The sequence below is a fragment of the Nocardia camponoti genome (assembly GCF_014646135.1).
Classification (GTDB): Bacteria; Actinomycetota; Actinomycetes; order Mycobacteriales; family Mycobacteriaceae; genus Nocardia; species Nocardia camponoti.
The window spans coordinates 160,864-186,269 of record NZ_BMMW01000002.1 but is presented as its reverse complement, the minus strand read 5'-3'; the positions used below and the strand labels follow the sequence as shown (position 1 = coordinate 186,269).

Genomic DNA, 25,406 nt, shown 5'->3' with positions numbered 1-25,406 from the left:
CACGTTCGGCCGGTCCGCGATATCGCCGTCCGAATTGGCCGTCACCTGGCTTTATCGTAAATCTTCTATGGATACCGGTTGAATTGCTTCACGCAGGAAATCAGCGAGTCCGCTGAGCGTGAGTGCGGCTTCGGCGACCAGCGCGGCCTGTAGCTGCGCGACATGCCATAACCCGCGGGTCTCGGTGAACCGGACGTGCACGCCGGCCTCCCGAAGCCCAGCGACGAGCTGAGCGCACTGTTCGTGCAGCAACTCGTCGACATCGGCCTGCACGTAGGTGGGCGGCAGGCCCGTGAGATCAGTCGCGAGCGGGGCATACCCCGGTTCGCTTGAATCGGCGTCACCGAGGTAGTCCGCCGCGCAACGCGCGATCCATTTGCGGTTCAGGATCGTGTCGCGGTCGGCGGTCGGTGGCTGACGGGGGTCGCCCCAGGGCGCGATCAACCCGAGCGCGCATGGGGTGAGCTGATGGTTGTCGCGTAGGCGCTGCGCGAGGGCGAGCGCGAGGCCGCCACCTGCGGAGTCGCCCGCGATGCAGATCTGGTCGGGCCGGTAGCCGACATTGTTGACCAGGTCGAGGAAGGCCGCTTCGGCGTCGTCGAGGCCAGCGGGGAAGGGGTGTTCGGGCGCGAGACGGTAGTCGAGGTTGTACACCGCGCACGAGGTTTCGCGGGCAAGTCGCGCGACGAGCGAGCGGTGCGTCGCGAGCGAACCAACGACGTAACCGCCGCCGTGCAGGTACAACACCGCGCCCGCCGCCCGCTCAGGCGGAACCGCGTTGGTGCGGGAGGTAGGAATGGCCGCTTCGGCAAAGATGCGCTCAGCGGGTCGGCCGCCCAACTGAAGATGTTGGACGACCGAGCCCTCCGGCATGAATTGCACGCGCGAGAGCACGTTTAGCAGCGCACGCTGAATCCCGACTGGCATGTCGCCATGCAGGGCGAATCGAAACAGCGGGCCGACAAAGGCCACGCGGGCTAGGCCCGCTGGCAGCGTGATCTCGCGCATGAAACCCTCGTAATTAGTGCGGCATGAAACGGCCGTTGACGACGGCCGAGATGCGGTTGTAGCCGGAAGCGAGGAAGCGCACGCTCACGTCGAGCAGCTTGGCTTCCCAGCCGATGAGCACGCGGGCGTGACCCTTGCGGACACCCTCGGTGATGGTCTGAGCGGCCATCTCCGGGCTGTGGATGGCCAGGTACTTGTCGAACAGCGTCGCGGTGTTCGCGCCGTCGATGCCCTCGGCGTAGGTGGCGTTGCGCGCGACGGCGGTCTTGATGCCGCCGGGGTGCACACAGGTGACCTTGACCGGCGCCTTGGCGACCTTCATCTCCTGGAACAGCGCCTCGGTGAAGCCGCGAACCGCGAACTTGGCCGAGTTGTACGCGGCCTGACCGGGCACGGTGACCAGGCCGAACAGCGAAGAGACGTTGACGACGTGGCCGTCGCCCGACTCGATCAGCATCGGCAGGAACGCCTTGGTGCCGTTGACAACGCCCCAGAAGTCGACATCCATGATGCGTTCGATGTCTTTGAACTCGGTCTTGACGATGTCGCCGTGGTAGGCGATACCGGCGTTGTTGTAGACCTGGTGGACCACACCGAAGTGCGCCTTCACCGAGTCGGCGTAAAGCAGGAATGCCTCACGCTCAGCGACATTGAGCCGGTCCGACTTCACCTGCGCGCCGAGGGCTTCGCAGGTGGCCGTGGTCTCGGCGAGACCTTCGACGTCGATGTCGGAAAGCGCGAGCTTGGCACCGCGACGGGCCAGGTTCTCCGCGAGCGCGCGCCCAATGCCGGAACCGGCACCGGTGATCACACAAACTTTGTTCTGGAAGTAAGCGTCCTTGCTCACTGGGCTGCCACCACTTTCTGATCGGCGCTGAGGGCGTCGGAGGTTGTCACATTGTAGGCATCAACGTCGAATTGTCTTGTGATGCTTCGGAATTGAAACGTGAAGTCCGGCCACAACGTGGTGTTGTTGCCGTGCTTGTCGAGGTACCACGACGCGCAGCCTCCGGTGTTCCACACCGTCTTGGCTAGCTTGTCCTGGAGGTCTTGGTTGTAGGCACGCTGCTTGTCGCCGCGCACTTCCACGGTCCGAATGCCCTTGGCGGCAATGGTTTTGAGCGCGTCGACGACGTAGTTAATCTGCGACTCGATCATGAAAACCATCGAGGTGTGGCCGAGGCCGACGTTCGGGCCGACAAGGAAGAACATGTTGGGGAAGTTCGCGATGGACGTGCCCTTGTACGCCTGCTGGCCGACCTCGTCGAACACCTCCGACAGCGTGCGACCGTCGCGGCCAACAATCGTGTTGTAGGTGGGCGAATCGGTGACGTGGAAGCCGGTCGCGACGATGAGCGCGTCGATTTCCCGCTCGGTGCCGTCTTTGGTGACGATCGAGTTCGCGCGAACCTCGGCGATGCCGTCGGTGATCACGTCGACGTTGTCGCGGTCGAGTGCCGGGTAGTACTCGTTGCTGATGAGCATGCGCTTGCAGCCGATGCGGTAATTCGGCGTGACCTTCTTGCGCAGCTCAGCGTCGCGGATTTCGAACTGCAGCTTGGCGCGCGAGAGCGCTTCGAAGCCCTTCATCAGCAGCGGGAACCGGGTCAGCCCGACAACCTGGGTCTCGCGTGCCGCGTAGATCGCCGCGCGCGAAAGGCGCTGCACGCCCGGAATGTGCTTGAACGCCAAGCGTTCTGGCAACAGGTAGGGGCGGTCCATGCGCGGCAGCAGCCACGGCGCGGTGCGCTGGTAGACGTCGAGCGAGGCGACCTTGTTCGCGATGGCGGGCACGATCTGGATCGACGAAGCGCCGGTGCCGATGATGGCGACGCGCTTGCCTTCGAGGTTGGCGTCGTGGTTCCAGCGGGCCGAGTGGAAGATCTCGCCCTCAAAGTCGTTGATGCCCTTGATATCTGGCAGCGAAGGCTCGCACAGCGCGCCAACGGCGGAAACGACGGTGTCGGCGGTGAAGGTGCCGCGCGAGGTGGTGACCGTCCAGGTCGCGGTGTCTTCGTTCCACACGACGCCCTGGACGTCGCAGTCGAAGAGGTGGCGGTCGAGGACGTTGTAGCGCTCCGCGACACTGCGGATGTAGGCCTGAATCTCGCCCTGCTTGGAGAACGAACGCGTCCAATCGGGGTTCAGTGCGAACGAGTAGGAGTACAGGTGCGAAGGCACGTCGCATGCCGCGCCCGGATAGGTGTTGTCTCGCCAGGTGCCGCCGACATCGCTGCCGCGCTCTAAAACGAGGAAATCTTCGCGTCCCTGCTGGCTCAATTTGATGGCGAGGCCAAGGCCAGCGAACCCGCTGCCAACGATGATGGTGTTCATGTGGCGGGGTGAGGTGGCTTCGACGTCGTTGTCTGTAACCTTGCGACTCATGTAACTCAGACTACGGTCTTATTGATTCGCAGTCAATAGCTTGTTGAGTCCCATTCAATAGCGGTTAGGATGGTTGACGTGAGTGATCCGGGACAGGCCAAACGCGGGCGATTGCGGCCCGAAGAGCGGCGGCAACAGCTGATCACGCTCGGTGCCGACATGCTTGCTGAGCGGTCGCTCGAAGACATTTCCGTCGAAGACATCGCCAAGCAGGCGGGCATTTCGCGTGGGCTGCTCTTCCATTACTTCGCGTCCTTGCAGGACTTCCACGACGCGATCAGCAAGCACGTGACGGGCGAGTTCTTCGCCGCGGTGATGCCCAATCGGGAGCTGTCGCTGTTCGACATGCTGCGCGATTCGATGGAACGGTTCGTCGACTACGCCACGACGCACGCCGCCGCTTACCGCTCAGTTTTGCGCGGCCCCGCGTCGATAACGCCGGATGTGGCGAACCACGTCGACGAGACCCGCGCGGTGATCGCGAACCTGATCGTGAGTGAACTGTCGCTGCCCGCCGACGACCCCGACCTGCCCCGCTTAACGCTGGCCGTGCGTGGGTGGATCGCCTTCGTTGAAGAGACGATTCTGACGTGGATGGTCGAAAAACCCATCAGCCGAACACAATTGGTTGATTTGCTTGTCGCGTCACTGCCCGCGTTGGCGATGAGCCCGGCGCTCTTGGCGGCGTTGCAGGGTTAGCCGCGTGGGCAATCTCCGATAGCCCGGACATTTGTGGTGTGAGTCACTATCGAATCCGGGTTGACATGTACCCTTGGGTGACACACGATGTCGCTTAAGGGGCTCTCGCGTTGGATTTTGTCGTCAGGGTGAGGTTATCGACAAGGCGGAGGTGGCGAAGTGTTACTGCGGTTTCGAGTGGAGAACCACGCGTCAATCCGTGATGAGCAGGAATTGTCCATGATCGCGCAGCGGCAGGTCGATGGTCGGCCCGAGGTTAACGTGCCGGGCACCAGCTACGCGGTCGTCCCGGTTGCTGCGATCTATGGTGCGAACGCGTCAGGCAAGTCAAACATGATCGCGGCCATGGCTTGGATGAGGCGTGCCATTCTCGATTCTTACCGTAAGTGGGATCCCGACGGCGGCGTGCCCCGAATCCCTTTCGCCTTCCGAGAAGACCACGCGAAGTTCCCGTCTAGCTTCGAACTCGACTTTGTTCTCGACGGAATCCGGCATAGCTACGGCTTCGAAGTTGATGATGAACAGGTCCTGCGCGAATGGCTGGAATTCTTTCCCGAAGGGCGCCCCCGCAAGCTGTTTGAGCGGGTAGGAGCAGACGTTTCATTCGGGCGCTCAATGACTGGTCAGCGCAAGTCGATCGCAGATCAACTCCGGTTGCGGACCAATAGCCTGCTCGTCTCAGCGGGCGCCCAGTCGGGGCATGGTCAGTTGCAGGCCATTAGAGAGTTCTTCGCCACGATGATCAATAGCGCCGATGATAGGGACTACGCCCAGCGACTCCACCGAACGGTTGCGATGTTCGAGGCTAGCGACGAAACCAAACGGGCCGCGGTTCGTTCGTTGCTCTCCCACGCGGATCTGGGCATCGTCGGACTGCGGGCCTATGAGCCCGACGCGAATCAGATCGCGGAATCCGCACGGCTCGTAGCGATGATCCGGGAAGCGTTCGGGCGCGAAGTGCGTATTGAGCACTCGCATTCCAAGCGCGTACAGGTAGTGCACACCACGGACACGGGCACGTTCGAACTTGCGCTGGAGCGCGAATCGAGCGGTACGCGCACCTGGATTGGCCTGATTGGCCCGGTGGTAGCCGCGCTGGAAAGTGGCGGCGTCCTCATCGTCGACGAACTAGACGCACGTCTGCATCCTCTGCTCGTTGACGCCTTGATAGGACTGTTCACGCATCGGCAGGTTAATTGCCTTGGAGCACAACTGATTTTCAGCACACACGATGTGACGCTCATGGGGCGCTACGCCAAGTCGCACCTGGCCCGTGATCAGATCTGGTTCGCCGATAAAAACGCGAACAGCCTCGCCACATCCGTGTTTCCATTGACGGAATTCAAGCCACGCATGGACGAGAACCACGAGATCGGCTACCTCCTCGGCAGGTACGGGGCCACTCCGTTCTTCGCGGACGACCAGCTGGGCATGAGTGGAGTGTTCAACACGACAAGGGGGCGGGGTGCGGCGGAACCGGGAACTCGACCGGAATTCGCGGAGGGGTCGGAGCGAAAGCCCGAGACTGCTGATCTTCACTGAGGACAAGTACGCGGGACGCAGCTACTTCTTAGGCCTCAAGAACCAGCTACGGGCACGGGGAATTGACCTCGGAGCCGAGCACGGGGAACCGCTGAACCTAGTCAGGAGCGCAGTTGCGAAACGTGACCTGGCCAAACGAGATCCGCACACCCGTTACGACGAGGTGTGGTGCGTGATCGATGTCGAGGCTCCCGTCCCACACCCTTCGCTTGAGGACGCGCTGACTCTGGCGAGGCAGCAGCGCGTTTCCGTAGCGATCGCTAACCCCTGCTTCGAACTCTGGCTATATCAACACTTCGAACAGGTGAATGGCTACCGGACAAGTAAACACATGGCAAAAGCTCTGGAAGAACTCGGCAGGTGCAACGGATACTGCGTGGGCCACAAGGACATTCAGTATTCCGATTTCGCTCCGTTGGTGCCAAAAGCCGTCGAGCACGCTACGGCGCTTCACTCCTGCGTCGAGGCCAACCGGCACACCAATCCCTGGACTGATATCCATCTGCTCGTGCAGCGTATCCGTGCTGAGCACGGGTGCGGGTAACTATGCGCGTGGGCGCGCGCGGACGTGGGCGCGTTCGCCCTGCTTGCCGAAAAGGCTGAGGAATTCGACGGATTCTTCGCCTGCTGGGCCGAACCAGTGCGGGACGTGGGTGTCGAATTCGGCGGCTTCGCCGGGGGTGAGGACCACGTCGTGGTCGCCGAGAACTAGGCGCAGGCGGCCGTTCAGGACATAAAGCCACTCGTAACCCTCGTGTACGCGCGGGTCGGGTTCGGTGCGCGCCCCCGCCGCGATCACCATTTTGTACGCCTGAATTCCGCCCGCGCGTCGGGTGAGCGGCAGCATCGTGATGCCGTTTCGGGTGGTCGGGCGCAGGTGGATTCGGGGGTCGCCGGTAGGTGGCGCGTCGACGAGTTCGTCGAGGGTTACGCCGTGTGCTTTGGCGAGGGGGAGCAGCAGTTCGAGTGTTGGTTTGCGGTCGCCAGATTCCAAGCGCGACAACGTGCTTACCGAGATGCCAGTTTGGTTCGCGAGTTCGGTGAGCGTGATGTCGCGCTGCTTGCGTAGCGCGCGCAAATGCGGGCCAACCGCGTCGAGTGCGGCACCGAAATCGCTGGTCATGCCGCTAGTTTGCCAGGCCGACGATGAACCGCTTGTGTTTCACAGATGCCAAACCGATACACCTTTCGTTGGCTTGTTTGGCTAACTCAGGACTTGTTGTGTGCGACAAACCCTGCATGAAGACGACAGCTCGGAAACTTAACCCGACCTGCCGCACATCGCGGGCAGCGCGAGCTTCACGCTGTCGTAAGCACGTTGACCAGATTGAGACCGTTACGGTGGGTAACGATCTTGGTGCCGTCGGCGAATTACTGTGCATGAGTCTGAAATACAAAGCAGCACAACGTCTTTCGGTTCTTGCAGGTGTTGTTGGAGCGGTCGCCGCGGCTTTCGTCGGGCCGGCACAGGCCGTTCCGTCCGACCAAGTTGTTCAGTTCAATCCCACTCTCGTTCGCGTTCCAGGGCAGGGGTGCGCGGCCATCGTCAACGCCGAAACGGTGCCGCAGCCGCAGGTTGGCGTGTTCGGAGTGAAGGTTCGCATCACCCAAACCGGGTCCGGCTGCGACGCATGGCGCGTCGCGGTTCGGTGGAAGAACCTCGATTCGGGAATTACTAACGGACAGTCAGCCAAAGTGGTCAACGGAGTGGTTGAGGCTCCCGACAGCGTGATTGTCGGGTTTGGCACAGGCCCGGGTGCTGGCCGCGTTGAGGCCGAGATCGTAGCGACCGCCGACCTTTACCCGAGCAACCCTGAGCTCGACCAGCTTTCGGGCAAGGCGTGGTTCACACTCAACAAGTAGATGAACGCGAAGCGGAGGCGGAACCCGACCTGGGCCCCGCCGCCGCTTTCGTGTTACTTGTGCGAACCGTGGTCGTGCGTGCCGCACGTGTCGGTGCGGCGGCCGTCGGGGGACTGGGCTTGGCCCGCGCCGTGGCCCTCCAATGCGGCGAAGGGGCCGCACTGGTGTTCGGCGATCCACACATGGACCATCGGGTCGCCAACGCCAGGGTTTTTGGAGTTCGGTGGGCAGTTTCCTGCCTCGTCGGTGACGCCGACGACCACCGGACCGGCGTCGCCACGCGCCCAGCACAGGTTGTCGTGGACGTGCCACTGCATCAGCGAACCGGCGAAATCGGTGAGGGCGGGGTCGTCGATTTTCTTGTTGTTAGCCATGAACATCGCCGAAACCAGGGTGCGTTTGTCGCCGTCGACCCGGTACACCAGCGACTCGGGGTATTTCGGGTCGAGCAACTTGTCGTCGCCGATGTAAGTGCCGTTGACGTAGTGCTCATAACCGGTGTCCTGGTCGCCGATCGACCGGAAGCCCAGCGCCGGAATGGTGGTGACGTCGGCGAAGGTGGGCAGGGTGTCGAGCGTGCTGCGAATCAGGTTGGTAGCGCGCTGTTCCTGCGCGGCGGTGACGCCCGGCACGCCGGACACGTCGATCGGCTTCGTCGGATCGAACGGGCGCGGCCACGCGGAACCAGCATCGTGGGCGTGGTCGCCCGACGCGTGGTCGTGCGTATCGCCATGACTATGCACATGCCCAACGCCGCTCAACATCGCCGCAAGCGCGAGCACGCTTACCAGGGCGACAGCGGCACCCGACCGCAGCGCGGGCAACGTCGCATGAGGTTTCAGTAGGCCGACTAAACCAGCGACCAAAGCGACCAACCCGAGTGCGGCGCAAGCGGTATCGGCAACCTGCGGCGATTCGGCGGTAAGGCCGGTAATAAACGGAATGTCGGCGAAGCGCGTGACCGCCCACACCGCTACCGCGAACACATTCACCCCAACGAGCGCGGACGTGACCACCTTGCGCTGGTTCAGCAACACCGCGACACCCATCGCGCACTGAATCGCCGCAAGCAACACCATCATTCGCGCCAACGTTGCGTGCTCGGTGTGCATGCCAGCGGCGAGGAAGTGCACCGCTCCCGCCCCGACCGAGGCGATCCCACCTAGCAGCAGGTACCCGTTCCGTGCGCCCATCGCCTTCTCCTGTTCGCTGCGTCGCTCAAGCAAAAGCCTTGGGGCGGACGATACGCCGAGCCTATGACTCGAATCTGGCGCGCGGATGAGGGAACCATGTGAACCCTGGTGTGTCGATGAGGTTTCCGCGCAGTCACCGCGCGCCGATCTTCCGCTGAGTTTTCCTGCATACCGGGCGGTCTCGCGTTATCGTTTTTAAAACAACCGCTGCGCAGACGGTTTCCCATATTGTTCATTTATTTCTGCTGAGTGTGAGGGACTCGGCAAATATCGTCGCGTTTCCATCGAGTAACCACCACGATACATGTGCTCCGAAAATGGTCCTTAGCCAGGAAAAGTAGGGCCATAGTGGCTAACCTCCGATTGTTGTGCCACGCCAGTTAAACCGGGAGATAGCGTTGAGATTCACCAGATTAACCGCGCTGCTCGCAGCGGGCCTCATGGCTACCAGCCTTGGCCTCACCGCGTGCTCGTCCGACGACAGTGCTGACGCGAGCATCGTCACCACCAACGCGGGTGAACCGCAGAATGGTTTGGTCCCAACCAACACCGCCGAGAATATGGGCGGTCGCGTTGTTGACCGCTTGTTTGCTGGCCTGAAGCGTTACGACGCCGACGGCAAAGCTTACGACGAAATGGCGGAGAAGATCGAGACGTCCGATCGGAAGTCTTACCGGATCACCATTAAGCCGAACTGGAAGTTCACCGACGGCACGACCGTCACCGCGAAGTCGTTTGTCGACGCGTGGAACTTTGGCGCACTCGGCACCAATGGGCACCTGCAGAGCTACGCGTTCACGCCGATTGCCGGGTTCGACGAGGTCAACGCTGAAAAGCCGACAGCGCAGACGATGTCGGGTCTCAAGATTGTCGACGATCGCACCTTCACCGTCGAGCTCAAGGAGCCGTCGATCGACTTTGAGTCGGCCCTGGGTTACGCGCCGTTCTACCCGCTTCCCGAGGTCGCGTTCAAAGACATCAAGGCGTTCGGTGAGAACCCCGTTGGCAACGGCCCGTACGCCTTCGTCTCCTGGGAACACAACGTCAAGATCGACCTCAAGCCCAACGCTGATTACCCGGGTGGGCGTCCGGCCAAGAACAAGGGCCTGCGGTTCGTGATGTACCAGTCGTTCGAAACCGCCTACGCCGACCTGCAAGCAGGCAACCTCGACGCGCTCGACACCATTCCGACCAGCGCGCTGTCGACGTTCAAAGCCGATCTTGGCGACCGCGCGATCACCAAGCCGACCGCCCAGAACCAGCACATCGGCGTCCAGTCGACCGTCGCGCATTTCAGCGGCGAAGAGGGCGTGCTTCGCAAGCGCGCGCTTTCCATGGCGATCAACCGGCCGCAAATCGTCGAGAAGATCTTCAACGGTTTGCGCGAACCCGCGCACGAATTCACCGCGTCAACGCTGCCCGGCTACAACGGGAAACTCCCAGGGTCGGAGGTTTTCGAGTACAACCCGACCGAGGCGAAGAAGGTGTGGGCCCAGGCCGACGCTATCTCGCCGTGGTCCGGCAAACTTGAGGTCGCCTACAACTCCGACGGCGGGCACCAGGCGTGGATTGAAGCCACCGTCAACAGCATCAAGAACACCCTTGGTATCGATGCGGTGCCCGCTCCGGTTCCCACCTTCAAGAGCATTCGAGATGCCGTGAACGCCAAAACAATTGGCAAGGCGTTCCGTTATGGCTGGCAGGGCGACTACCCGACCATGATGCAGTTCCTCAGCGCGCAGTACTACAGCTTCTCCGAATCCAATAGCGTCGGGTACAACAACCCCGAGGTCGACAAGCTGTTCAAGGCGGCAATGGCCGCGCCGAACAACGATGAGGCGTACAAGCTCATCGGCCAGGCGCAAACGATCATGATCAAAGACATGGCCGACATCCCGATGTTCTATTACATCGCGGCAGCCGGACGTTCCGACAAGGTGAGCGCCGCGCCAATGTCATGGAACGGGCTCTTCGATTTCGAGAACATCGAGAAGTAGCCGGGTAGTAGCAGGGTCGGGTCGCCAGTACGTGCGACCCGACCCGGCTGCATTTCGGAGGAAATGATGGCTTGGTACATACTTCGACGCGTATTGCAAATGATCCCGGTCTTTCTTGGTGCGACTCTGCTTATCTACGCGATGGTTTTTCTCATTCCGGGTGACCCGATTAAAGCGCTCGCTGGCGAGAAACAATTGACGCCCGCGGTCGAGGCCGCACTGCGCGCTCGATACCACTTAGACGAGCCATTTATCATGCAGTACCTGCATTATTTGCAGGGTGTCGTGACCTTTGACTTTGGTACATCATTCTCAGGCCGCCCCGTCCGTGATGAATTGGCTCGAGCCTTCCCCATTACCATCAAGTTAGCGTTCCTCGCGGTGTTGTTTGAGGGCTTCTTCGGAATTATTTTCGGCTTGATCGCTGGGTTGCGCAAGGGCAAATGGTTCGATTCCACCATGCTGGTCGCCAGCCTGGTGCTCATCGCGCTGCCGGTGTTTGTTGTTGGTTATCTCGCGCAGTTCGCATTTGGCGTGAAGTGGGGAATCGCACCGGTGACGGTGACCGGGAAGGCGAGCCTCGGCGAGCTGATCGTTCCGGCTGCGGTACTCGGGTCACTTTCCTTCGCCTATGTCCTGCGGCTCACCCGAAACGCGGTCGCGGAGAACAAGTCAGCCGATTATGTGCGGACCGCGACAGCGAAGGGACTGCCCCGTCGCCGCGTTGTCACCGTCCATATTCTGCGCAACTCAATGATTCCGGTCGTGACTTACCTTGGCTCCGACCTCGGTGCGCTGATGGCCGGTGCGATTGTCACTGAAGGCATCTTCAATATTCCCGGCGTCGGCGGCACGATCTATCAGGCCATCATTCGAGGTGAGCCGCCAACGGTTGTCTCCTTCGTGACGGTGCTTGTCGTGGTGTTCCTGCTGACCAATCTCGTCATTGACTTGCTCTATGCCGCGCTTGACCCGAGGATTCGCTATGCATGACAAACAGGCGCATTATGTCGCGCCAGCCGATGAGGTCGAGGTGCTGGCAACCGACCGAGTTGTCGACACGGGCGCGCCAACGAGTATCTGGCGCGATGCGTGGCGGCGGTTGCGGCGAAATCCGATCTTTCTCGCTGCGGTTTTTCTCATCGCTTTCGTTGCCCTTGTTGTTGTGTGGCCTTCGCTTTTCACAAGTCAGGACCCGCGTGCCTGTTTAGGCGAATTCGGCATGGACGGCCCGAGACCCGGTCACCCCTTCGGGTTCGACAAACAGGGCTGCGACGTCTTCGCGCGCACGATTTACGGCGCGCGCGCATCGGTAACGGTGGGTATTGGCGCGGCGGTGGGATTCCTGCTGCTCGGCGGCGTTCTCGGCGCACTGGCAGGCTTCTACGGCGGCATCCTCGACACCGTGGTCTCGCGCATCGGTGAAATCTTCTTCGCCATTCCAATGGTCCTCGCCGCGATCGTGCTCCTGCAGCTGGTTCGGCCGGGCGGTGTCTCGGTGGTGATCGCGATTCTGGTCGCTTTCACCTGGCCACAGGCCGCGCGCATCGCACGCGGCGCGGTGATCGAGGCGAAGAACAGTGAATATGTCACCGCGGCAAAGGCATTGGGCGTTTCGCGATTTGGCACGCTAGTCCGCCACGTATTACCCAATGCCGCTGGGCCCTTGATCGTGGTGACAACGCTGTGGCTTGGGGTTTTCATTGTCACCGAGTCGACACTGTCCTATCTCGGCGTTGGGTTGCCGCCGGAGATCGTTTCCTGGGGTGCCGATATCGACCGCGCCAAATCCGAAATTCGCGTCTCGCCCATCCTTTTCTACCCGGCGACCGCGCTCGCCATCACCGTGCTGAGTTTCATCATGCTCGGCGACGCGATGCGTGACGCGCTCGATCCTAAGGAGCGCACCCGATGAGCAAGGTCGAGCCGCTGCTCGAATTACGTGATCTGGAAGTAAGTTTCACCTCGGACGGCAAGCCGGTGCGCGCGGTTTGCGGAGTCAATCTCACGGTTTATCCTGGCCAAACCGTCGCCATCGTCGGCGAATCGGGCTCGGGGAAATCGACGACCGCGCACGCGATCATCGACCTGCTGCCCGGAACAGGAAAGGTGACCGGCGGGTCGATTCACTTCGACGGCAAAGACCTCACCAACGCCAGTGAGAAAGACATTATCTCGGTACGCGGCAACGGCATTGGGCTGGTTCCGCAAGACCCGATGTCGAATCTGAATCCGGTGTGGAAGATCGGCTTCCAAATTCGGGAAACGCTGGTCGCGAATGGCGTCGCCCGTGGCGCGGAAGCCGATAAACGCGTAGTCGAATTGCTCACCGAAGCCGGGATGCCCGACGCGGAACGGCGAGCCGGGCAATATCCGCACGAGTTCTCCGGTGGCATGCGCCAGCGCGCACTGATCGCGATGGGGCTTTCCTGCCGACCGAAACTCCTGATTGCCGACGAACCGACATCGGCGCTCGACGTGACCGTGCAACGCCAAATTCTCAATCACCTAGAAAAACTCACCACCGAACTCGGCACGGCCGTCCTGCTCATCACCCACGACCTCGGCTTGGCTGCTGAACGCGCCGAGCATCTTGTTGTCATGTATCGCGGCCGGGTAGTCGAATCTGGGCCGGCGCTCCAAATTCTGCGCGACCCGCAACACGCCTACACCAAGAAATTGGTTAGCTCGGCACCGTCGCTCGCCGCGCAACGGATGTCGTCGTCGCGTAAGCGCGCTGAGGTGAAGGCGCAGGCGGTTGAGGTCGCTGAGGCGTCCGCCGAGACCTCGACGGCATTGCTTGACGTTCGCGGACTCACCAAGAAGTTCAAGATTCGCGGCAAACGCCCCTGGCAATCAAGCGATTTCACCGCCGTCAACGAGGTGAGTTTCTGTGTTGAGCGCGGAACAACAACGGCGATCGTCGGCGAATCGGGTTCGGGCAAGTCGACCATCGCACAGATGGTGCTCGGCCTGCTCGAACCGACAGCGGGCACGGTCAGCTTCGACGGCAGCAGTGTCGCCGACCTTGACCGCAAGGCCGCCTTCGCGTTCCGTCGCCGGGTGCAGCCCATCTTCCAAAACCCGTACGGCTCACTCGACCCGATGTACACGATCTTCCGCACGGTCGAAGAGCCACTGCGGGTACACGGGATCGGCACGCAAGCAGAGCGAGAGGCGACCGTGCGCGACCTGCTCGACAAGGTCTCGCTGCCGTCATCGGTGCTGCGCAGGTACCCGAACGAACTGTCGGGCGGGCAGCGGCAGCGCGTCGCAATCGCGCGGGCATTGGCGCTCTCACCCGACCTCGTTGTCTGCGACGAAGCGGTCTCGGCGCTGGACGTCCTGGTCCAGGCACAAATCCTGACCCTGCTCAACGATCTGCAAGCCGAGCTTGGTTTGACGTATCTATTCATCACCCACGACTTGGCCGTGGTGCGGCAGATCGCCGACAACGTCCTCGTCATGCGCGACGGCGCGATCGTCGAATCAGCAACCACCGACGAGGTTTTCGCGAATCCGCGCGAGGACTACACCCGCGCGCTACTGAAGGCCATCCCCGGCCGCGAACTACTCGCCTAAAACGCCGACGCCGGGCGGATCGCGATGATCCACCCGGCGTCGGCCGTTGTGCGAGAAGAACTTACGTGGTCGGCTCGAAAGCCTCGCCGATGATCTCGGCCTGCTCAACCGCGTGCACCTTCGACGAACCCGACGACGGGGCCGACATCGCGCGACGCGAGATGCGACGCAGTCGGCCGAGACGCTCGGGGAGCACCTCCGGCAGGTTCAGCCCGAAGAACGGCCATGCGCCCTGGTTGGCGGGCTCTTCCTGCACCCACGCGATGTCAGTCGCGTTGGGGTACTTGGCAAGTGCTTCGTTGAGGCGGTACGTCGGGATCGGGTACAGCTGCTCGATCCGAACGATCGCGACATCTTCGCGCTTGTGCTTGGCCTTCTCGGCGGCGAGCTCGTAGTAGAGCTTGCCCGAGGTGAGCAGGATGCGCTTGACCTTGCTCGGGTCGCCAATGCCCTGTTCGTAGGTTGGCTCGTCGAACACCGAACGGAACTTCGACTCGGTGAAGTCCTTGATATCGGAAACCACGGCCTTGTTGCGTAGCATCGACTTCGGGGTGAAGACGATCAGCGGACGACGGATCCCGTCGAGCGCGTGACGACGCAGCAGGTGGAAGTAGTTCGCGGGCGTCGACGGCACCGCGACGGTCATCGAACCCTCAGCGCACAGCTGCAGGAAGCGCTCGATACGACCGGACGTGTGGTCGGGACCCTGGCCTTCGTGGCCGTGCGGCAGCAGCAGCACGACGTCGGAAAGCTGACCCCACTTCGCCTCACCCGAGGAAATGAACTCGTCGATGATCGACTGCGCGCCGTTGACGAAGTCACCAAACTGGGCTTCCCACAACACAAGTGCGTTCGGGTTGCCAAGCGAGTAGCCGTACTCGAAGCCGACGGCCGCGTACTCCGACAGCGCCGAATCGTGAACGGCGAACCAACCCGGCTTCTCCGAACCGATGTTGTGCAGCGGGGTGTACTCCTTGGCGTCGACGCGGTCGATGATCACCGCGTGACGCTGGGTGAACGTGCCGCGACGCGAATCCTGGCCGGTGAGGCGCACGTCGTGGCCCTGGTCGATGAGCGTGCCGAAGGCGAGCAACTCGGCGAACGCCCAGTCGACCTTGCCTTCGTAGGCCATCTCGCGACGCTTCTCCAACACCGGCTTGACGCGCGGGTGCACGTTGAAGCCATCAGGGGTATTGAGGAACGCGTCGCCGATGCGCTGCAGGACCGACTTGTCGACCATGGTCTGCACGGTGGCAGGCACCTTCTGGTCGTCTTCGACGGACTCCGACGGCTCGGGAACGTACTTCTCCAGCTCACGGACCTCGTTGAAGACCCGCTCAAGCTGACCCTGGTAGTCGCGAAGGGCGTCGTCGGCTTCCTTGGTCGAGATGTCGCCACGACCGATCAGCGACTCGGTGTATGCCTTACGCACCGAACGCTTGGTGTCGATCACATCGTACATCTCGGGCTGAGTCATCGACGGGTCGTCGCCCTCGTTGTGACCGCGACGGCGGTAGCAGACGAGGTCGATCACGACGTCCTTGCGGAACTTCTGGCGGAAATCAACCGCGAGTCGCGCGACCCAGTCGCATGCCTCGGGGTCGTCGCCGTTCACGTGGAAGATCGGCGCGCCAATGAACTTCGCGATGTCGGTCGAGTACTCGGTCGACCGCGAGTTCTCCGGCGCGGTGGTAAAGCCGATCTGGTTGTTGACGACGATGTGGATCGTGCCGCCAACGCGGTAACCACGCAGCCCGCTGAGGTTCAGCGTTTCCGCGACAACACCCTGACCGGCGAACGCGGCGTCGCCGTGGAGCATCAGCGGCATCACCGAGAAGCCCTCGGGGCCGTCGCCCTTGTCGAGCAGGTCCTGCTTGGCGCGCACGAGACCCTCAAGCACCGGGTCGACCGCCTCAAGGTGCGAGGGGTTGGCGGTGAGCGAGACGGCGATCTCGTTGTCGCCGAACATCTGCAGGTACGTGCCCTCGGCGCCAAGGTGGTACTTCACGTCGCCGGAGCCGTGGGTGGCCGCCGGGTTCATGTTGCCTTCGAACTCGGTGAAGATCTTCGAGTACGGCTTGCCGACGATGTTGGCGAGCACGTTCAGGCGACCACGGTGGGGCATACCAATAACGACTTCGTCCATCGCGTATTCGGCGGACTGGTCGATGGTCGCGTCCATCATCGGGATGACAGCTTCGGCACCTTCAAGCGAAAAGCGCTTCTGCCCAACGTATTTCGTCTGCAAGAACGTCTCGAACGCCTCGGCCGCGTTGAGGCGGTTGAGGATGTACTTCTGTTGCGCGACAGACGGTTTGACGTGCTTCTGCTCGACCCGCTCCTGAATCCACTTGAGCTGATCGGTTTCCAGAATGTGGGTGTACTCGACACCGACGTGGCGGCAGTACGCGTCGCGCAGGATCGACAGCACGTCGCGCAGCTTCATGCGCTCCTGACCGTGGAAGCCAGCGACGTTGAACGTGCGGTCGAGGTCCCACAGCGTGAGGCCATGCTGGGTGACGTCGAGGTCGGGGTGGCTGCGGAACTTGTCCTTGACCAGCCGCAGCGGGTCGGTGTCGGCCATCAGGTGACCGCGGTTGCGGTAGGCGGCGATGAGTTCGAGCACGCGCGCGCTCTTGTCGACGCCACGCTCGGTGATGTCCTTGCGCCAGCGAACCGGCTCGTACGGCACGCCGAGACCGTGGAAGATCTCGTCGTAGAACTCATCGCTGATCAGCAGGTTGTGGATCGTGCGAAGGAAGTCGCCCGACTCGGCACCCTGGATGATGCGGTGATCGTAGGTTGAGGTGAGCGTCATCAGCTTGCCAACGCCAAGGTCGGCGATGCGCTCATCGCTCATGCCCTGGAACTCGGCCGGGTACTCCATCGCGCCAGCGCCGATGATCGCGCCCTGGCCCGGCATCAGCCGCGGCACCGAGTGAACAGTGCCGATCGTGCCCGGGTTGGTGAGCGAGATGGTGACGCCAGCGAAATCGTCGGCACCGAGCTTGCCGAGGCGAGCGCGCCGAACGATGTCCTCATAGGCCGCGTGGAACTGGCCGAAGCTCATGTCCTCGGTGGCCTTGATCGCGGCGACGACGAGCGAACGGTTGCCGTCCTTGCCAGCGAGGTCGATCGCGAGGCCAAGGTTGGTATGGGCCGGGGTGACCGCGTTCGGCTTGCCGTCGATCTCAGCGAAATGCCGGTTGAGATTCGGGAAAGCCTTGACCGCCTGCACAATCGCGTACCCAAGCAAGTGGGTGAACGAGATCTTGCCGCCGCGCGTGCGAGCGAGGTGGTTGTTGATGACAAGACGGTTGTCGATCATCAACTTGGCCGGAATCGCGCGCACCGAGGTAGCGGTGGGGATGGTGAGCGACGCCGACATGTTCTTGGCGATCGCCGCTGCCGGACCACGCAGCACCTTGTGCTCTTCAACTGCCGCGACCGGCTTCGGTGCGACGGTGGCGGGCGCGTTGGACGTGGGCGCGGGCGTGGTGCGAGGTGCGCGCTCAGCGGTCGCGGTAACGGTTGCCGCCTTGGCGGCGGGAGCGGCAGCTGCGGCTGGCGCGGCGGCAGCGACTGGCGCCGCGGTAGGTGCGGATGCGGCGGGCCGCGCTACCGGCGCGGCCGCTGCCGTAGTGACGACTGACGCGGTCGGCTGCGCGCTACCGGATTCGGCAGTGGGTTCTGGACTGTAATCGGCGAGAAACTCGTGCCAACTGGCGTCGACCGAGGATGGGTCCTGTTTGAACTTCTGATACATCTCGTCGACTAGCCACTGGTTCTGTCCGAACTGGGAAGTTGAGCTGCTCACAGCTGGTGTTCGCCTCATTTCGTTCTTCGCGCTGCGACGTTTGTGACGTGCCCGGCAGGGGTATCAGCGGATGGCTGCCGATGCGCCCGCTAGCGAGCATATGCCCAGCGACCAATCGGTGTTGCTACGGACCCAAACTCGTCTTGTTAGCCACATCGTCGCCCGCGACCGTTCCGTTAGTTCGCGCCGCCGCATCCCACAATCGTGCGTAACGTCCGCCGGCCGCGATGAGTTCCTCGGGTGGACCAAATTCGACAACGCGACCGTCTTCGACGACAGCGACGAGGTCGGCACGCGCGGCCGTCGCGAGCCGATGCGCGACCACGATCGTCGTGCGATCTTGCGCTAGCGATTTGCTCGCTGCCAGCACCGATGCTTCGGTTTCGGGGTCGAGTGTCGACGTCGCCTCATCAAGTAACAACAGATCGGGGGCCACTAATTCCGCTCGCGCGAGCGCGACCAATTGCCGCTGTCCCGCCGATAAACCGCGCCCTCTTTCGCCTACCGATTGGTTCATTTTGTTCGGTAATCCGGCGATCATTTTGGCCGCGCCGACCGTTTCGGCGGCGGTAGCGATGTCTACTGCTGTGGCGTTTGGTTGCCCAAAGGAGATATTGCTCGCGACGTCACCGGTGAACAAGTGAGCTTCTTGGGGCACAATTCCTAATCGCTCACGGAAGTCAGTGAGCACAAATTTACGTAAATCGACCCCGTCGACTTCGATCGCGCCCGCTTTCGGGTCGTCGGGCAGATCGTAAAGGCGAGCGAGCAGCTTCACGATGGTCGATTTTCCGGCGCCCGTCGGGCCGACGAGCGCGAGCGTTTTGCCAGCGGGGACCGAGAACGACACGTCCTTGAGCGCCGGTTTGGTCGTGCCGGGATATTCGAAGGTCACATGGTCGAAGACGATCTCGCCGTCGAGGTGCGGGGCGGGGAGTGCGTCGGGTGGGTCGGGCGCGATCGACGACTGGGTGCGCAGCAGGTCGCCAATGCGGCGCAAACCCACCTTGGCCTGCTGATATCCGTCGAACACCTGCGACAAATCCTGAATCGGACTAAACAGCAGGCCGAGGTAGAGGACGAACGCGACGAGCGTGCCGGTCGTCGTTGTTCCTTTCGCGACCTCATGCGCGCCGAGATAAACAACAAGCGCCAAAGCCAAATCAGCCCAAGCTAATCCAAACGAGAAGTAGGCGGCGATGGCCCGTTGTGCCTGCACACGGGCGTCGCGATAACGCTGGGAATAGTCGGCGAATCGCTTCGCGGCCACGGGTTCGTTGCGGGCGGCCTGCACCGCGCGCAAGCCCGCGATGTTCTCGTGGAAATCGGCGTTGACCGTCGAAACACGTTCGCGCGAAACGGTATACGCGACATTCGATACCCGCCGGAACGCGAGCGTCGCGAGAATCATCGGGATCATCGCGACGAAAACAACGATCGCGAGTTCAGCGTCGATGAGCACGAGTCCGAAGGCGACGCCAAGCAGGGTGATCACGCTGACCAGGCCGGTCGCGACCCCGGTTTGCAGAAACGTCGACAGCGCGTCGACGTCGGTGGTCATGCGGGTCATGATGCGGCCCGACAGTTCGCGTTCGAAATAGTCGAGTCCGAGGCGTTGCAGGTGGGCATAGCTGCGGACGCGCAATTCGAAGAGCACGCGTTCGCCGGTGCGCGCGGTGGTAATGGTGACGGCGATCCCAACCGCGATGCTCGCGATCACCAACGCCGCGCCAAGCAGCGCCGACCACAGCAGCGCGTTGCCGTCGTCGCCGGTGATGCCGGTGTCGATGGCGTAGCGGACAAGTGGCGGGAACGCGACGCCGATCAGCGCGTCGGCGACCAGCAGGAGCGCGACCAGCGTCACCAGGCCGCGAACCGGGCGCAAGAGTCCGCGCAGGCCGAAGCCCGGTTGCTCGGCGCGCAGGTCGCCGGTGACGTTCGGCGTGTCAGTCGCGGGTGGGAGCGCGTCGACGGCAGCGCGCAGGGCCGGGGTTTCGCTCAGCGCGGCGGCCGCGCTCGCCATGTGTTGGCCACGGCCGGAATGCGCTGCTTCCGTCGTTGTTGCCGCTTTCGGCATTGTTGGGCCGGATTGGACGACGGAACCGACCGGCGCTGGCAGCCGGATTACCCGGTCGGCCTGGGCCAATGTCGACTCGCGGTGGGCGAGGATCACCGTTGTTCTGCTGCCTGGATCAGGCAGTCTGCGGAAAATCTCGGCCTCGGTGACCGCGTCAACGGCAGAGGTCGCGTCGTCGAGAATCAGCACGCGGGGTCGGGTGAGTAGCACCCGCGCGAGCGCGATCCGCTGACGTTGGCCGCCCGACAGCGTGAGCCCGCGCTCTCCGATCACGGTGTCGTAGCCGTCGGGCAGGTCGCGGATGAATTCGTCGGCCGCCGCCGCGATGGCCGCTTCGCGAATGTCGGCGTCGGTCGCGTCGGGGTCGCCGAGGGCGATGTTGGCGGCGATGGTGTCGGAGAAGAGGAACGGATCGTCGAAGACGACGCCGAGCACGCCACGCAATTCGTCGGCGGTCAGGGTGGCGAGGTCGATGCGTTCGCCGTCTTCGGCGACGAGACTGATGCGGCCGGTATCGGGCGCGTAAAAGCGGGGGAGTAGCAGCGAAAGGGTCGATTTGCCCGACCCGGCTGGGCCGATGATCGCCACGGTTTCGCCTGGTTCGATGGTCAGGTCGAGTTCTTGGAGTACCGGCTGATCGGCGGCGAAACCGAAACTCACGCGGTCGAATTCGATGCCGAGCGGGCCGGGCGGGACCTTCGCTGGATGGTCGGGGTCGACCACGGTCGGGGCGGCGTCGATCACGTCGAAGACGCGGTCAGCGGCGGCTTCGGTGAGTTGGGCCATGATCACCGTCGAGGTGATCGTGCGCGCCGACGACGTCATCGTCGCCAAGTAGGCGGTGAACGCGACGAACGTGCCAACGCCGATCGAACCGTGCCGCGCGAGCAACGCGCCGACAACGATCACCGCGACCAGCCCGGCCTGTGGCAACGCGGAAACGAACGGGGCGAAGCGCGCGTTGATGCGGGCAGCGCGCATGCGTTCGGCGTAGAGCGTTGTGCTGTGGTCTTCGAGCAGGTCGACCATCCGGGCTTCCTGCCCGAACCCCTTCACCACGCGCACGCCGGTGACCGTTTGCTCGACGTGTTCGGCCAGCTCAGCGGCCCGTTGTTGCGCTGACCATGTCGCCGCGTAAAGCCGAGGCCGCATTCGCAACACCATGACGGCCATCGCGGGCGCGACAAGCAACGCGGCGGCGGCGAGCGGCGGACTCAACCACACCATCACCACGGCCGAGAGCACGAACTGTAAAACCGCGAGGCCCGACCACGGGACCATCGCGAGCAGACCCTGCACAAGCGAAAGGTCGGTGATCGACCGCGACACCACCTGACCGGTACGAATCGTGTCCTGACCAGCACCATCGAGACGTTGCAGCGACGCGAGCAGTGACAGTCGCAGGTCGTGTTGGACGTCGAGTGAAAGCTTGCCCGCCCACAGTCGGCGGGCGAACGTGACGACAAACCGCGTGACCGCGAGGACCGCCAACAGCGCGGCAGCGCTCCCGATGACGCTGAGGTCGCCAGCTTGCGCGGCGTCGATCGCGCGCTTAGTCGCCAGCGGCGCGGCGATCGACACGACCGCGCCAGCGAGTACGGACGCGAGAATGCCAGCGAGCAACCGTGGCCGGTGCAAACACCGCAGCCACAGCCTCGCTATCCACCCGCGTCCGCGCTCGGTCGTCATGGTTACAGGTCGCGATCGCGCAGATTCCACCAGCCAGCCGCGCCGACGACGCAGGCCCACAACACAATCAGCACCAACGCGGCCGGCGCGGGCGCGAGGAAGTCGGACTCCTCGAACGTGCCCGCGGTGACCCCGGCGACGGTGGACGCGACCGGCAACGCGGCGGCGACCCAGCCCAGCGACATGCTCTTCGCGACAAGCCACATCAGCGGTTCGAAAACAACAACCCAGGCGAGCAGCAGCCACAACACCGTCGAAAACGACCGCGCGAGCAACCCGAGGCCGGCGCCGATCACGGCCCAACACATCGCAGCGATGAGCCCGCCGCCGAGCGCTTCGAAGAAGCCCCAGCCGAAATTGGCTTTGCCGCGCGCGGCGATCACCAGCACGAGCGCCGACGCAAGTTCGGCGGTGAACGCGACACCAAGCGCGATACCAGCGGCGGCCGCGTATTTCCCGATGACCAAACGGTCGCGGTCGGGCGCGAACAACACTGACAGGGCGAAGGTCTCTCGGCGATACTCGCCGCCGGTCGAGGACAATCCGATGATCGCCGCGACAACGCAACTAGCCGCGATCGCGAGATATAACCCGACCGTCGCCGCACCCGTATGTGGTTGTCCCTTCGGGTCATACGGGCCGGCCAGCAGCGCGGTGATGAGCGTGCCAACGACGGCGATGGCGGTTGGCGCGACAAGCAGCAGCCGATTGGGTCGCACGCTGACGACCTTGCGTGCCTCGGTGTCGATAACCGCGACAACGTCGGCGGGCAGGACAGTGATCATCGGGACATCCCCTGAGTCATGGCCGGTGCGTACGCGGGCTGGCTGGGCGCGATGGTCGCTGACCTGCGCGGTTTGCTCAGCGACGCGAGCACCCGGTCGGGGTGAATGGGGTCGGCGACGATGCTGCCGATGCGTACGCCCGCCGCATTCGCGACCGAACGGACCGTCGCTTCGTCGGCTTCGGCGACCGCGAGGCGACCGTCGGGCCGCATGACCGCGTCGGTGAAACCGCGCGCGGCGAGCGCGGTGGCAAGGCCGATCGATGGCTGGGCGGCGATGACGAGCCGGTCGGGGTGACCACGTCGCAGGCGCGTCGGGGTGCCCTGCCAGACGATCGCGCCTTCGCTCAGCACGATCAGCTGGTCGGCTACCGAAACCACCGCGGCGAGGCTGGCCGACCCGATCAGCACGCTGCCGCCGCGCGCGGTGTGGTCGCGCAAAAGGGCGTGCAACCAGCCGCGTTCTTCGGGTGGCAGTTCGATGAACGGGTCGTCGAAAACAAGCAGTGGGGGATCGGCGAGCAGCGCGGCCCCGATCGCGAGCCGAACCTGTTGACTTGGCAGTAGGCGCGCGATCGGGGTGTCGGCGGCAACGCTGAGCCCGACGATGGCGAGGACTTCGTCGACCCGCCGTCGCCCGACGCCTGCGGCAGGGGCAAGCGCCCAGAGGTGGTCGCGTGCGGTGCGGGCGGGATGCAGTCCGCGTTCGCGGAGCAGGGAACCGATTACGCGGGGGCCGGTTGCTTGGGGAACGCCAGCACCTGGGCGCACATCGACACCTGGTCGCAGGTCTACACCTGAGCGGTTGTCGGCGTCCGCACCCGCCGCCACGCGCGCACCACCGGTGCCGGTGCGAACACCAGTGCCCGTCGGCACATTGACCGTGATGGTCCCTTCGGACGGCTTGATCAGTCCCGCGACCATCCGCAGCACCGTCGACTTGCCCGCACCAGCAGGCCCGACGAGCGCGGTGATCGACCCTGGCGACACCGTGAAGCTAATATCGCGCACCGCTTCGAATTCGTCGAACCGTTTCCCGACCCCAGTCAGGCGCAAGTTGTCGCTAATGGTGTTGGCCCCCTTCACTTCTTATGCACCTGCGGCTTGCTCGGTGGCACCTCCGTCGGCGCGGCGCCGAGCTGCTTGGGCGCGCTAGGCAGCACGGTAGGCGATTTCGCTTCGAGCGAGTGCTTGCCCGGTGCGTCGAGGAAGGTTGGCCAGTGCGCGGGTGCGGGCCCAAATGCCTTGCGCGCGTTGTCGATTGTGGTGTGGCCGAGCGTGCGGTTGCCTGCGGCGCCAACGGCGGCACCGATGCCAGCGGGCAGCACCTTGCCGAACATCAGCATCGCGCGCTTGGTGATGAAACGTTTGATGAACTGCTGCAACAACTTTGAGTTGATGCCAGCGATGCCGGGCACCTTGCCAGCAAGCGCGCCGGTCCAGTTTTTCGCCTGGGTGCCGATGCCCTTCTGCACGATCGCCATGCCAGCGTCGCCCAAGACGACGGCAAGCACCATCGCGCGACGCGCTTCCTTATCCTCCGGCTCGATGCCGTGCACGTAGGCTTCGGCGAGGGTAAACAGCGCCGACGCCTCCATGAAGAACACCGTTTCCGCGCTCACCGCACCAAGCGCGGCGACCGTGCCGATGCCGGGCACCGCGGCGGTAGCGCCGACAGCGGCACCACTGCCCGTAACGGCAAGCAGATACTGCTTTTCCAGTCGAGTGACGATCTGCGCCGGGCTTTCACCCGGGTGCTTTTCGCGCAGGTACTCGACGTACCGGCGCACGGCAGGCGCCTGCAACTTCGATCCGGTGTCGAGCACATCGACAACGGCCTTTTCGATCGCACCCTTAAACACGGTGTCGTCCTCCCTTATCGCGGTCCCGCACAGCTCATCTTGCCAACGACCACCGACACCTGCGCGTTCCAGAGCCCAAGTTCTACGCTGCCAGCATGAGCCCGACGAAGCTGACCCGTGAATACACCGATGCCGGCGCCGAGATTGGCGTGATCACCATCGATCATCCGCCGTTGAACCTGTTTGACCGTGACTTGATGGACTCGCTCATCGAAGACATCGCCGCGCTCACGCTCACCCCGCCGCGCGCTGTGCTGATCCGTGCCGAAGGCAAACTGGTTTCCGGTGGCGTTGACGTGCACGTTTTCGCCGGCCTCAGCATCGAGGAAGCCGCGCAACTGTGGCGCGACCTCTTCAACAAGCTCATTCATCCCGTCGAAGCGCTGCCGTGCCCGGTCGTGTTCGCCGCGCACGGCCTCACGCTCACCGCCGCGTTCGAATTGGCCCTCGCCTGCGACATCATCATCGCTGGTCCGAAGGCCAAGTTCGGGCTCGTTGAGACCGTCGTCGGCCTCACTCCGTCGATGGGTGGCCCACAGCGCCTCGCTGAGCGCGCCGGTTCGGGTCGCGCGCGCGAATTCGTGATGACCGGCGACCTCTACAACGCCCAAACGATGCTGGACTGGGGTGTGGTGAACCGGGTAGAAGACGACGTCGACGCGGCGGCCCGCGCGTTCGCCGGTCGACTCGCCGACGGCCCGACCCGCGCGAACGCCGCGACGAAGGAGATCATCGCCGCGTGGCGGGCCAGCGGCATCGCGAGCGCCGACGAACTCACCCCGCAGATCTCGGGCGACCTGTTCGACACCGACGACCTGGTCAACGCCGTTCGCAGCTTCCTCGACGTTGGCCCGGGCAAGGCGACCTTCAAAGGCGAATGATTTTGCTGCCAAAAATGTGACCCAGGT

Annotated in this window: 19 protein-coding genes; 9 read left to right on the top strand and 10 right to left on the bottom strand. The window is 63.3% G+C overall.

Annotated features, from left to right (window positions below; all coding sequences use genetic code 11):
• Positions 1-51: 51 nt before the first annotated feature.
• Genes IEX78_RS09005 through IEX78_RS08995 form a run of 3 tightly spaced genes read right to left on the bottom strand, consistent with a single transcriptional unit; the run spans position 52 to position 3,393 of the window.
• Positions 52-1,008: an alpha/beta hydrolase gene (locus tag IEX78_RS09005; RefSeq protein ID WP_188828462.1), complete on the bottom strand. Its 957-nt coding sequence runs from the start codon at positions 1,006-1,008 to the stop codon at positions 52-54.
• Between the two features lie 13 nt (positions 1,009-1,021).
• Positions 1,022-1,855, bottom strand: coding sequence for an SDR family NAD(P)-dependent oxidoreductase (locus tag IEX78_RS09000; protein ID WP_188828461.1), 834 nt, complete (start codon positions 1,853-1,855; stop codon positions 1,022-1,024).
• Positions 1,852-3,393 (bottom strand): flavin-containing monooxygenase, encoded by a 1,542-nt coding sequence (locus IEX78_RS08995; protein ID WP_188828460.1) that lies wholly within the window; start codon positions 3,391-3,393, stop codon positions 1,852-1,854. Before IEX78_RS08995 ends, IEX78_RS09000 begins: the two co-directional genes overlap by 4 nt.
• Before the next feature lie 69 nt (positions 3,394-3,462).
• Here IEX78_RS08995 and IEX78_RS08990 point away from each other — a divergent pair, with 69 nt between their 5' ends.
• The 3 genes from IEX78_RS08990 to IEX78_RS08980 all read left to right on the top strand — a co-directional run bounded on the left by IEX78_RS08990 (position 3,463) and on the right by IEX78_RS08980 (position 6,178).
• Positions 3,463-4,092, top strand: a complete 630-nt coding sequence (locus tag IEX78_RS08990; RefSeq protein ID WP_188828459.1) for a TetR/AcrR family transcriptional regulator — start codon at positions 3,463-3,465, stop codon at positions 4,090-4,092.
• 219 nt (positions 4,093-4,311) lie between these two features.
• Positions 4,312-5,634, top strand: a complete 1,323-nt coding sequence (locus IEX78_RS08985) for an AAA family ATPase (protein ID WP_188828458.1) — start codon at positions 4,312-4,314, stop codon at positions 5,632-5,634.
• Positions 5,528-6,178, top strand: a complete 651-nt coding sequence (locus IEX78_RS08980; RefSeq protein ID WP_308426525.1) for an RloB family protein — start codon at positions 5,528-5,530, stop codon at positions 6,176-6,178. Before IEX78_RS08985 ends, IEX78_RS08980 begins: the two co-directional genes overlap by 107 nt.
• On the opposite strand, the gene IEX78_RS08975 is transcribed toward IEX78_RS08980, so the two are convergent.
• Positions 6,179-6,757: a helix-turn-helix domain-containing protein gene (locus tag IEX78_RS08975; protein WP_188828456.1), complete on the bottom strand. Its 579-nt coding sequence runs from the start codon at positions 6,755-6,757 to the stop codon at positions 6,179-6,181.
• Between the two features lie 218 nt (positions 6,758-6,975).
• Here IEX78_RS08975 and IEX78_RS08970 point away from each other — a divergent pair, with 218 nt between their 5' ends.
• Entirely contained in the window at positions 6,976-7,497 is a 522-nt protein-coding gene (locus IEX78_RS08970; RefSeq protein ID WP_229683828.1) for a hypothetical protein, read from the top strand.
• 53 nt (positions 7,498-7,550) lie between these two features.
• Here the strand turns inward: IEX78_RS08970 and IEX78_RS08965 are convergent, their stop codons facing one another.
• Positions 7,551-8,690: a hypothetical protein gene (locus tag IEX78_RS08965; RefSeq protein WP_188828455.1), complete on the bottom strand. Its 1,140-nt coding sequence runs from the start codon at positions 8,688-8,690 to the stop codon at positions 7,551-7,553.
• Between the two features lie 440 nt (positions 8,691-9,130).
• On the opposite strand from IEX78_RS08965, the gene IEX78_RS08960 reads away from it, so the two are divergent.
• The 4 genes from IEX78_RS08960 (at position 9,131) to IEX78_RS08945 (ending at position 14,269) form a co-directional block, all read left to right on the top strand.
• Complete coding sequence (locus tag IEX78_RS08960) at positions 9,131-10,687, top strand: peptide ABC transporter substrate-binding protein (RefSeq protein ID WP_188828454.1); 1,557 nt, start codon at positions 9,131-9,133, stop codon at positions 10,685-10,687.
• 66 nt (positions 10,688-10,753) lie between these two features.
• Positions 10,754-11,680, top strand: a complete 927-nt coding sequence (locus IEX78_RS08955) for an ABC transporter permease (protein WP_188828453.1) — start codon at positions 10,754-10,756, stop codon at positions 11,678-11,680.
• Complete coding sequence (locus tag IEX78_RS08950) at positions 11,673-12,602, top strand: ABC transporter permease (RefSeq protein WP_188828452.1); 930 nt, start codon at positions 11,673-11,675, stop codon at positions 12,600-12,602. Before IEX78_RS08955 ends, IEX78_RS08950 begins: the two co-directional genes overlap by 8 nt.
• On the top strand, positions 12,599-14,269 hold the full coding sequence (locus IEX78_RS08945) for a dipeptide ABC transporter ATP-binding protein (protein ID WP_188828451.1): 1,671 nt from the start codon (positions 12,599-12,601) through the stop codon (positions 14,267-14,269). The genes IEX78_RS08950 and IEX78_RS08945 overlap by 4 nt, the downstream gene beginning before the upstream one ends.
• Before the next feature lie 61 nt (positions 14,270-14,330).
• Here the strand turns inward: IEX78_RS08945 and IEX78_RS08940 are convergent, their stop codons facing one another.
• The 5 genes from IEX78_RS08940 to IEX78_RS08920 all read right to left on the bottom strand — a co-directional run bounded on the left by IEX78_RS08940 (position 14,331) and on the right by IEX78_RS08920 (position 24,498).
• A complete protein-coding gene (locus IEX78_RS08940; protein WP_188828450.1) occupies positions 14,331-18,104 on the bottom strand; it encodes a multifunctional oxoglutarate decarboxylase/oxoglutarate dehydrogenase thiamine pyrophosphate-binding subunit/dihydrolipoyllysine-residue succinyltransferase subunit in 3,774 nt (1,257 codons plus the stop codon).
• Positions 18,105-18,210: 106 nt separating this feature from the next.
• Positions 18,211-21,852: an ABC transporter ATP-binding protein gene (locus tag IEX78_RS08935; RefSeq protein WP_188828449.1), complete on the bottom strand. Its 3,642-nt coding sequence runs from the start codon at positions 21,850-21,852 to the stop codon at positions 18,211-18,213.
• 2 nt (positions 21,853-21,854) lie between these two features.
• On the bottom strand, positions 21,855-22,637 hold the full coding sequence (locus IEX78_RS08930) for an ABC transporter permease (RefSeq protein ID WP_188828448.1): 783 nt from the start codon (positions 22,635-22,637) through the stop codon (positions 21,855-21,857).
• A complete protein-coding gene (locus IEX78_RS08925) occupies positions 22,634-23,722 on the bottom strand; it encodes an ATP-binding cassette domain-containing protein (RefSeq protein ID WP_229683827.1) in 1,089 nt (362 codons plus the stop codon). Before IEX78_RS08925 ends, IEX78_RS08930 begins: the two co-directional genes overlap by 4 nt.
• Complete coding sequence (locus IEX78_RS08920; protein WP_229683826.1) at positions 23,719-24,498, bottom strand: hypothetical protein; 780 nt, start codon at positions 24,496-24,498, stop codon at positions 23,719-23,721. The genes IEX78_RS08925 and IEX78_RS08920 overlap by 4 nt, the downstream gene beginning before the upstream one ends.
• 95 nt (positions 24,499-24,593) lie before the next feature.
• Here IEX78_RS08920 and IEX78_RS08915 point away from each other — a divergent pair, with 95 nt between their 5' ends.
• Positions 24,594-25,379: an enoyl-CoA hydratase/isomerase family protein gene (locus tag IEX78_RS08915; protein WP_188828447.1), complete on the top strand. Its 786-nt coding sequence runs from the start codon at positions 24,594-24,596 to the stop codon at positions 25,377-25,379.
• Positions 25,380-25,406 lie beyond the last annotated feature (27 nt).

Bases quoted from the DNA above. Each gene is read 5' to 3' on its own strand.
- IEX78_RS08940 (WP_188828450.1), bottom strand. From the start codon at position 18,104: ATGAGGCGAACACCAGCTGTGAGCAGCTCAACTTCCCAGTTCGGACAG.
- IEX78_RS08935 (WP_188828449.1), bottom strand. From the start codon at position 21,852: ATGACGACCGAGCGCGGACGCGGGTGGATAGCGAGGCTGTGGCTGCGG.
- IEX78_RS08930 (WP_188828448.1), bottom strand. From the start codon at position 22,637: ATGATCACTGTCCTGCCCGCCGACGTTGTCGCGGTTATCGACACCGAG.
- IEX78_RS08950 (WP_188828452.1), top strand. From the start codon at position 11,673: ATGCATGACAAACAGGCGCATTATGTCGCGCCAGCCGATGAGGTCGAG.
- IEX78_RS09005 (WP_188828462.1), bottom strand. From the start codon at position 1,008: ATGCGCGAGATCACGCTGCCAGCGGGCCTAGCCCGCGTGGCCTTTGTC.
- IEX78_RS08955 (WP_188828453.1), top strand. From the start codon at position 10,754: ATGGCTTGGTACATACTTCGACGCGTATTGCAAATGATCCCGGTCTTT.
- IEX78_RS08915 (WP_188828447.1), top strand. From the start codon at position 24,594: ATGAGCCCGACGAAGCTGACCCGTGAATACACCGATGCCGGCGCCGAG.
- IEX78_RS08995 (WP_188828460.1), bottom strand. From the start codon at position 3,393: ATGAGTCGCAAGGTTACAGACAACGACGTCGAAGCCACCTCACCCCGC.
- IEX78_RS08985 (WP_188828458.1), top strand. From the start codon at position 4,312: ATGATCGCGCAGCGGCAGGTCGATGGTCGGCCCGAGGTTAACGTGCCG.
- IEX78_RS08960 (WP_188828454.1), top strand. From the start codon at position 9,131: ATGGCTACCAGCCTTGGCCTCACCGCGTGCTCGTCCGACGACAGTGCT.
- IEX78_RS08965 (WP_188828455.1), bottom strand. From the start codon at position 8,690: ATGGGCGCACGGAACGGGTACCTGCTGCTAGGTGGGATCGCCTCGGTC.
- IEX78_RS08975 (WP_188828456.1), bottom strand. From the start codon at position 6,757: ATGACCAGCGATTTCGGTGCCGCACTCGACGCGGTTGGCCCGCATTTG.
- IEX78_RS08945 (WP_188828451.1), top strand. From the start codon at position 12,599: ATGAGCAAGGTCGAGCCGCTGCTCGAATTACGTGATCTGGAAGTAAGT.
- IEX78_RS08990 (WP_188828459.1), top strand. From the start codon at position 3,463: ATGGTTGACGTGAGTGATCCGGGACAGGCCAAACGCGGGCGATTGCGG.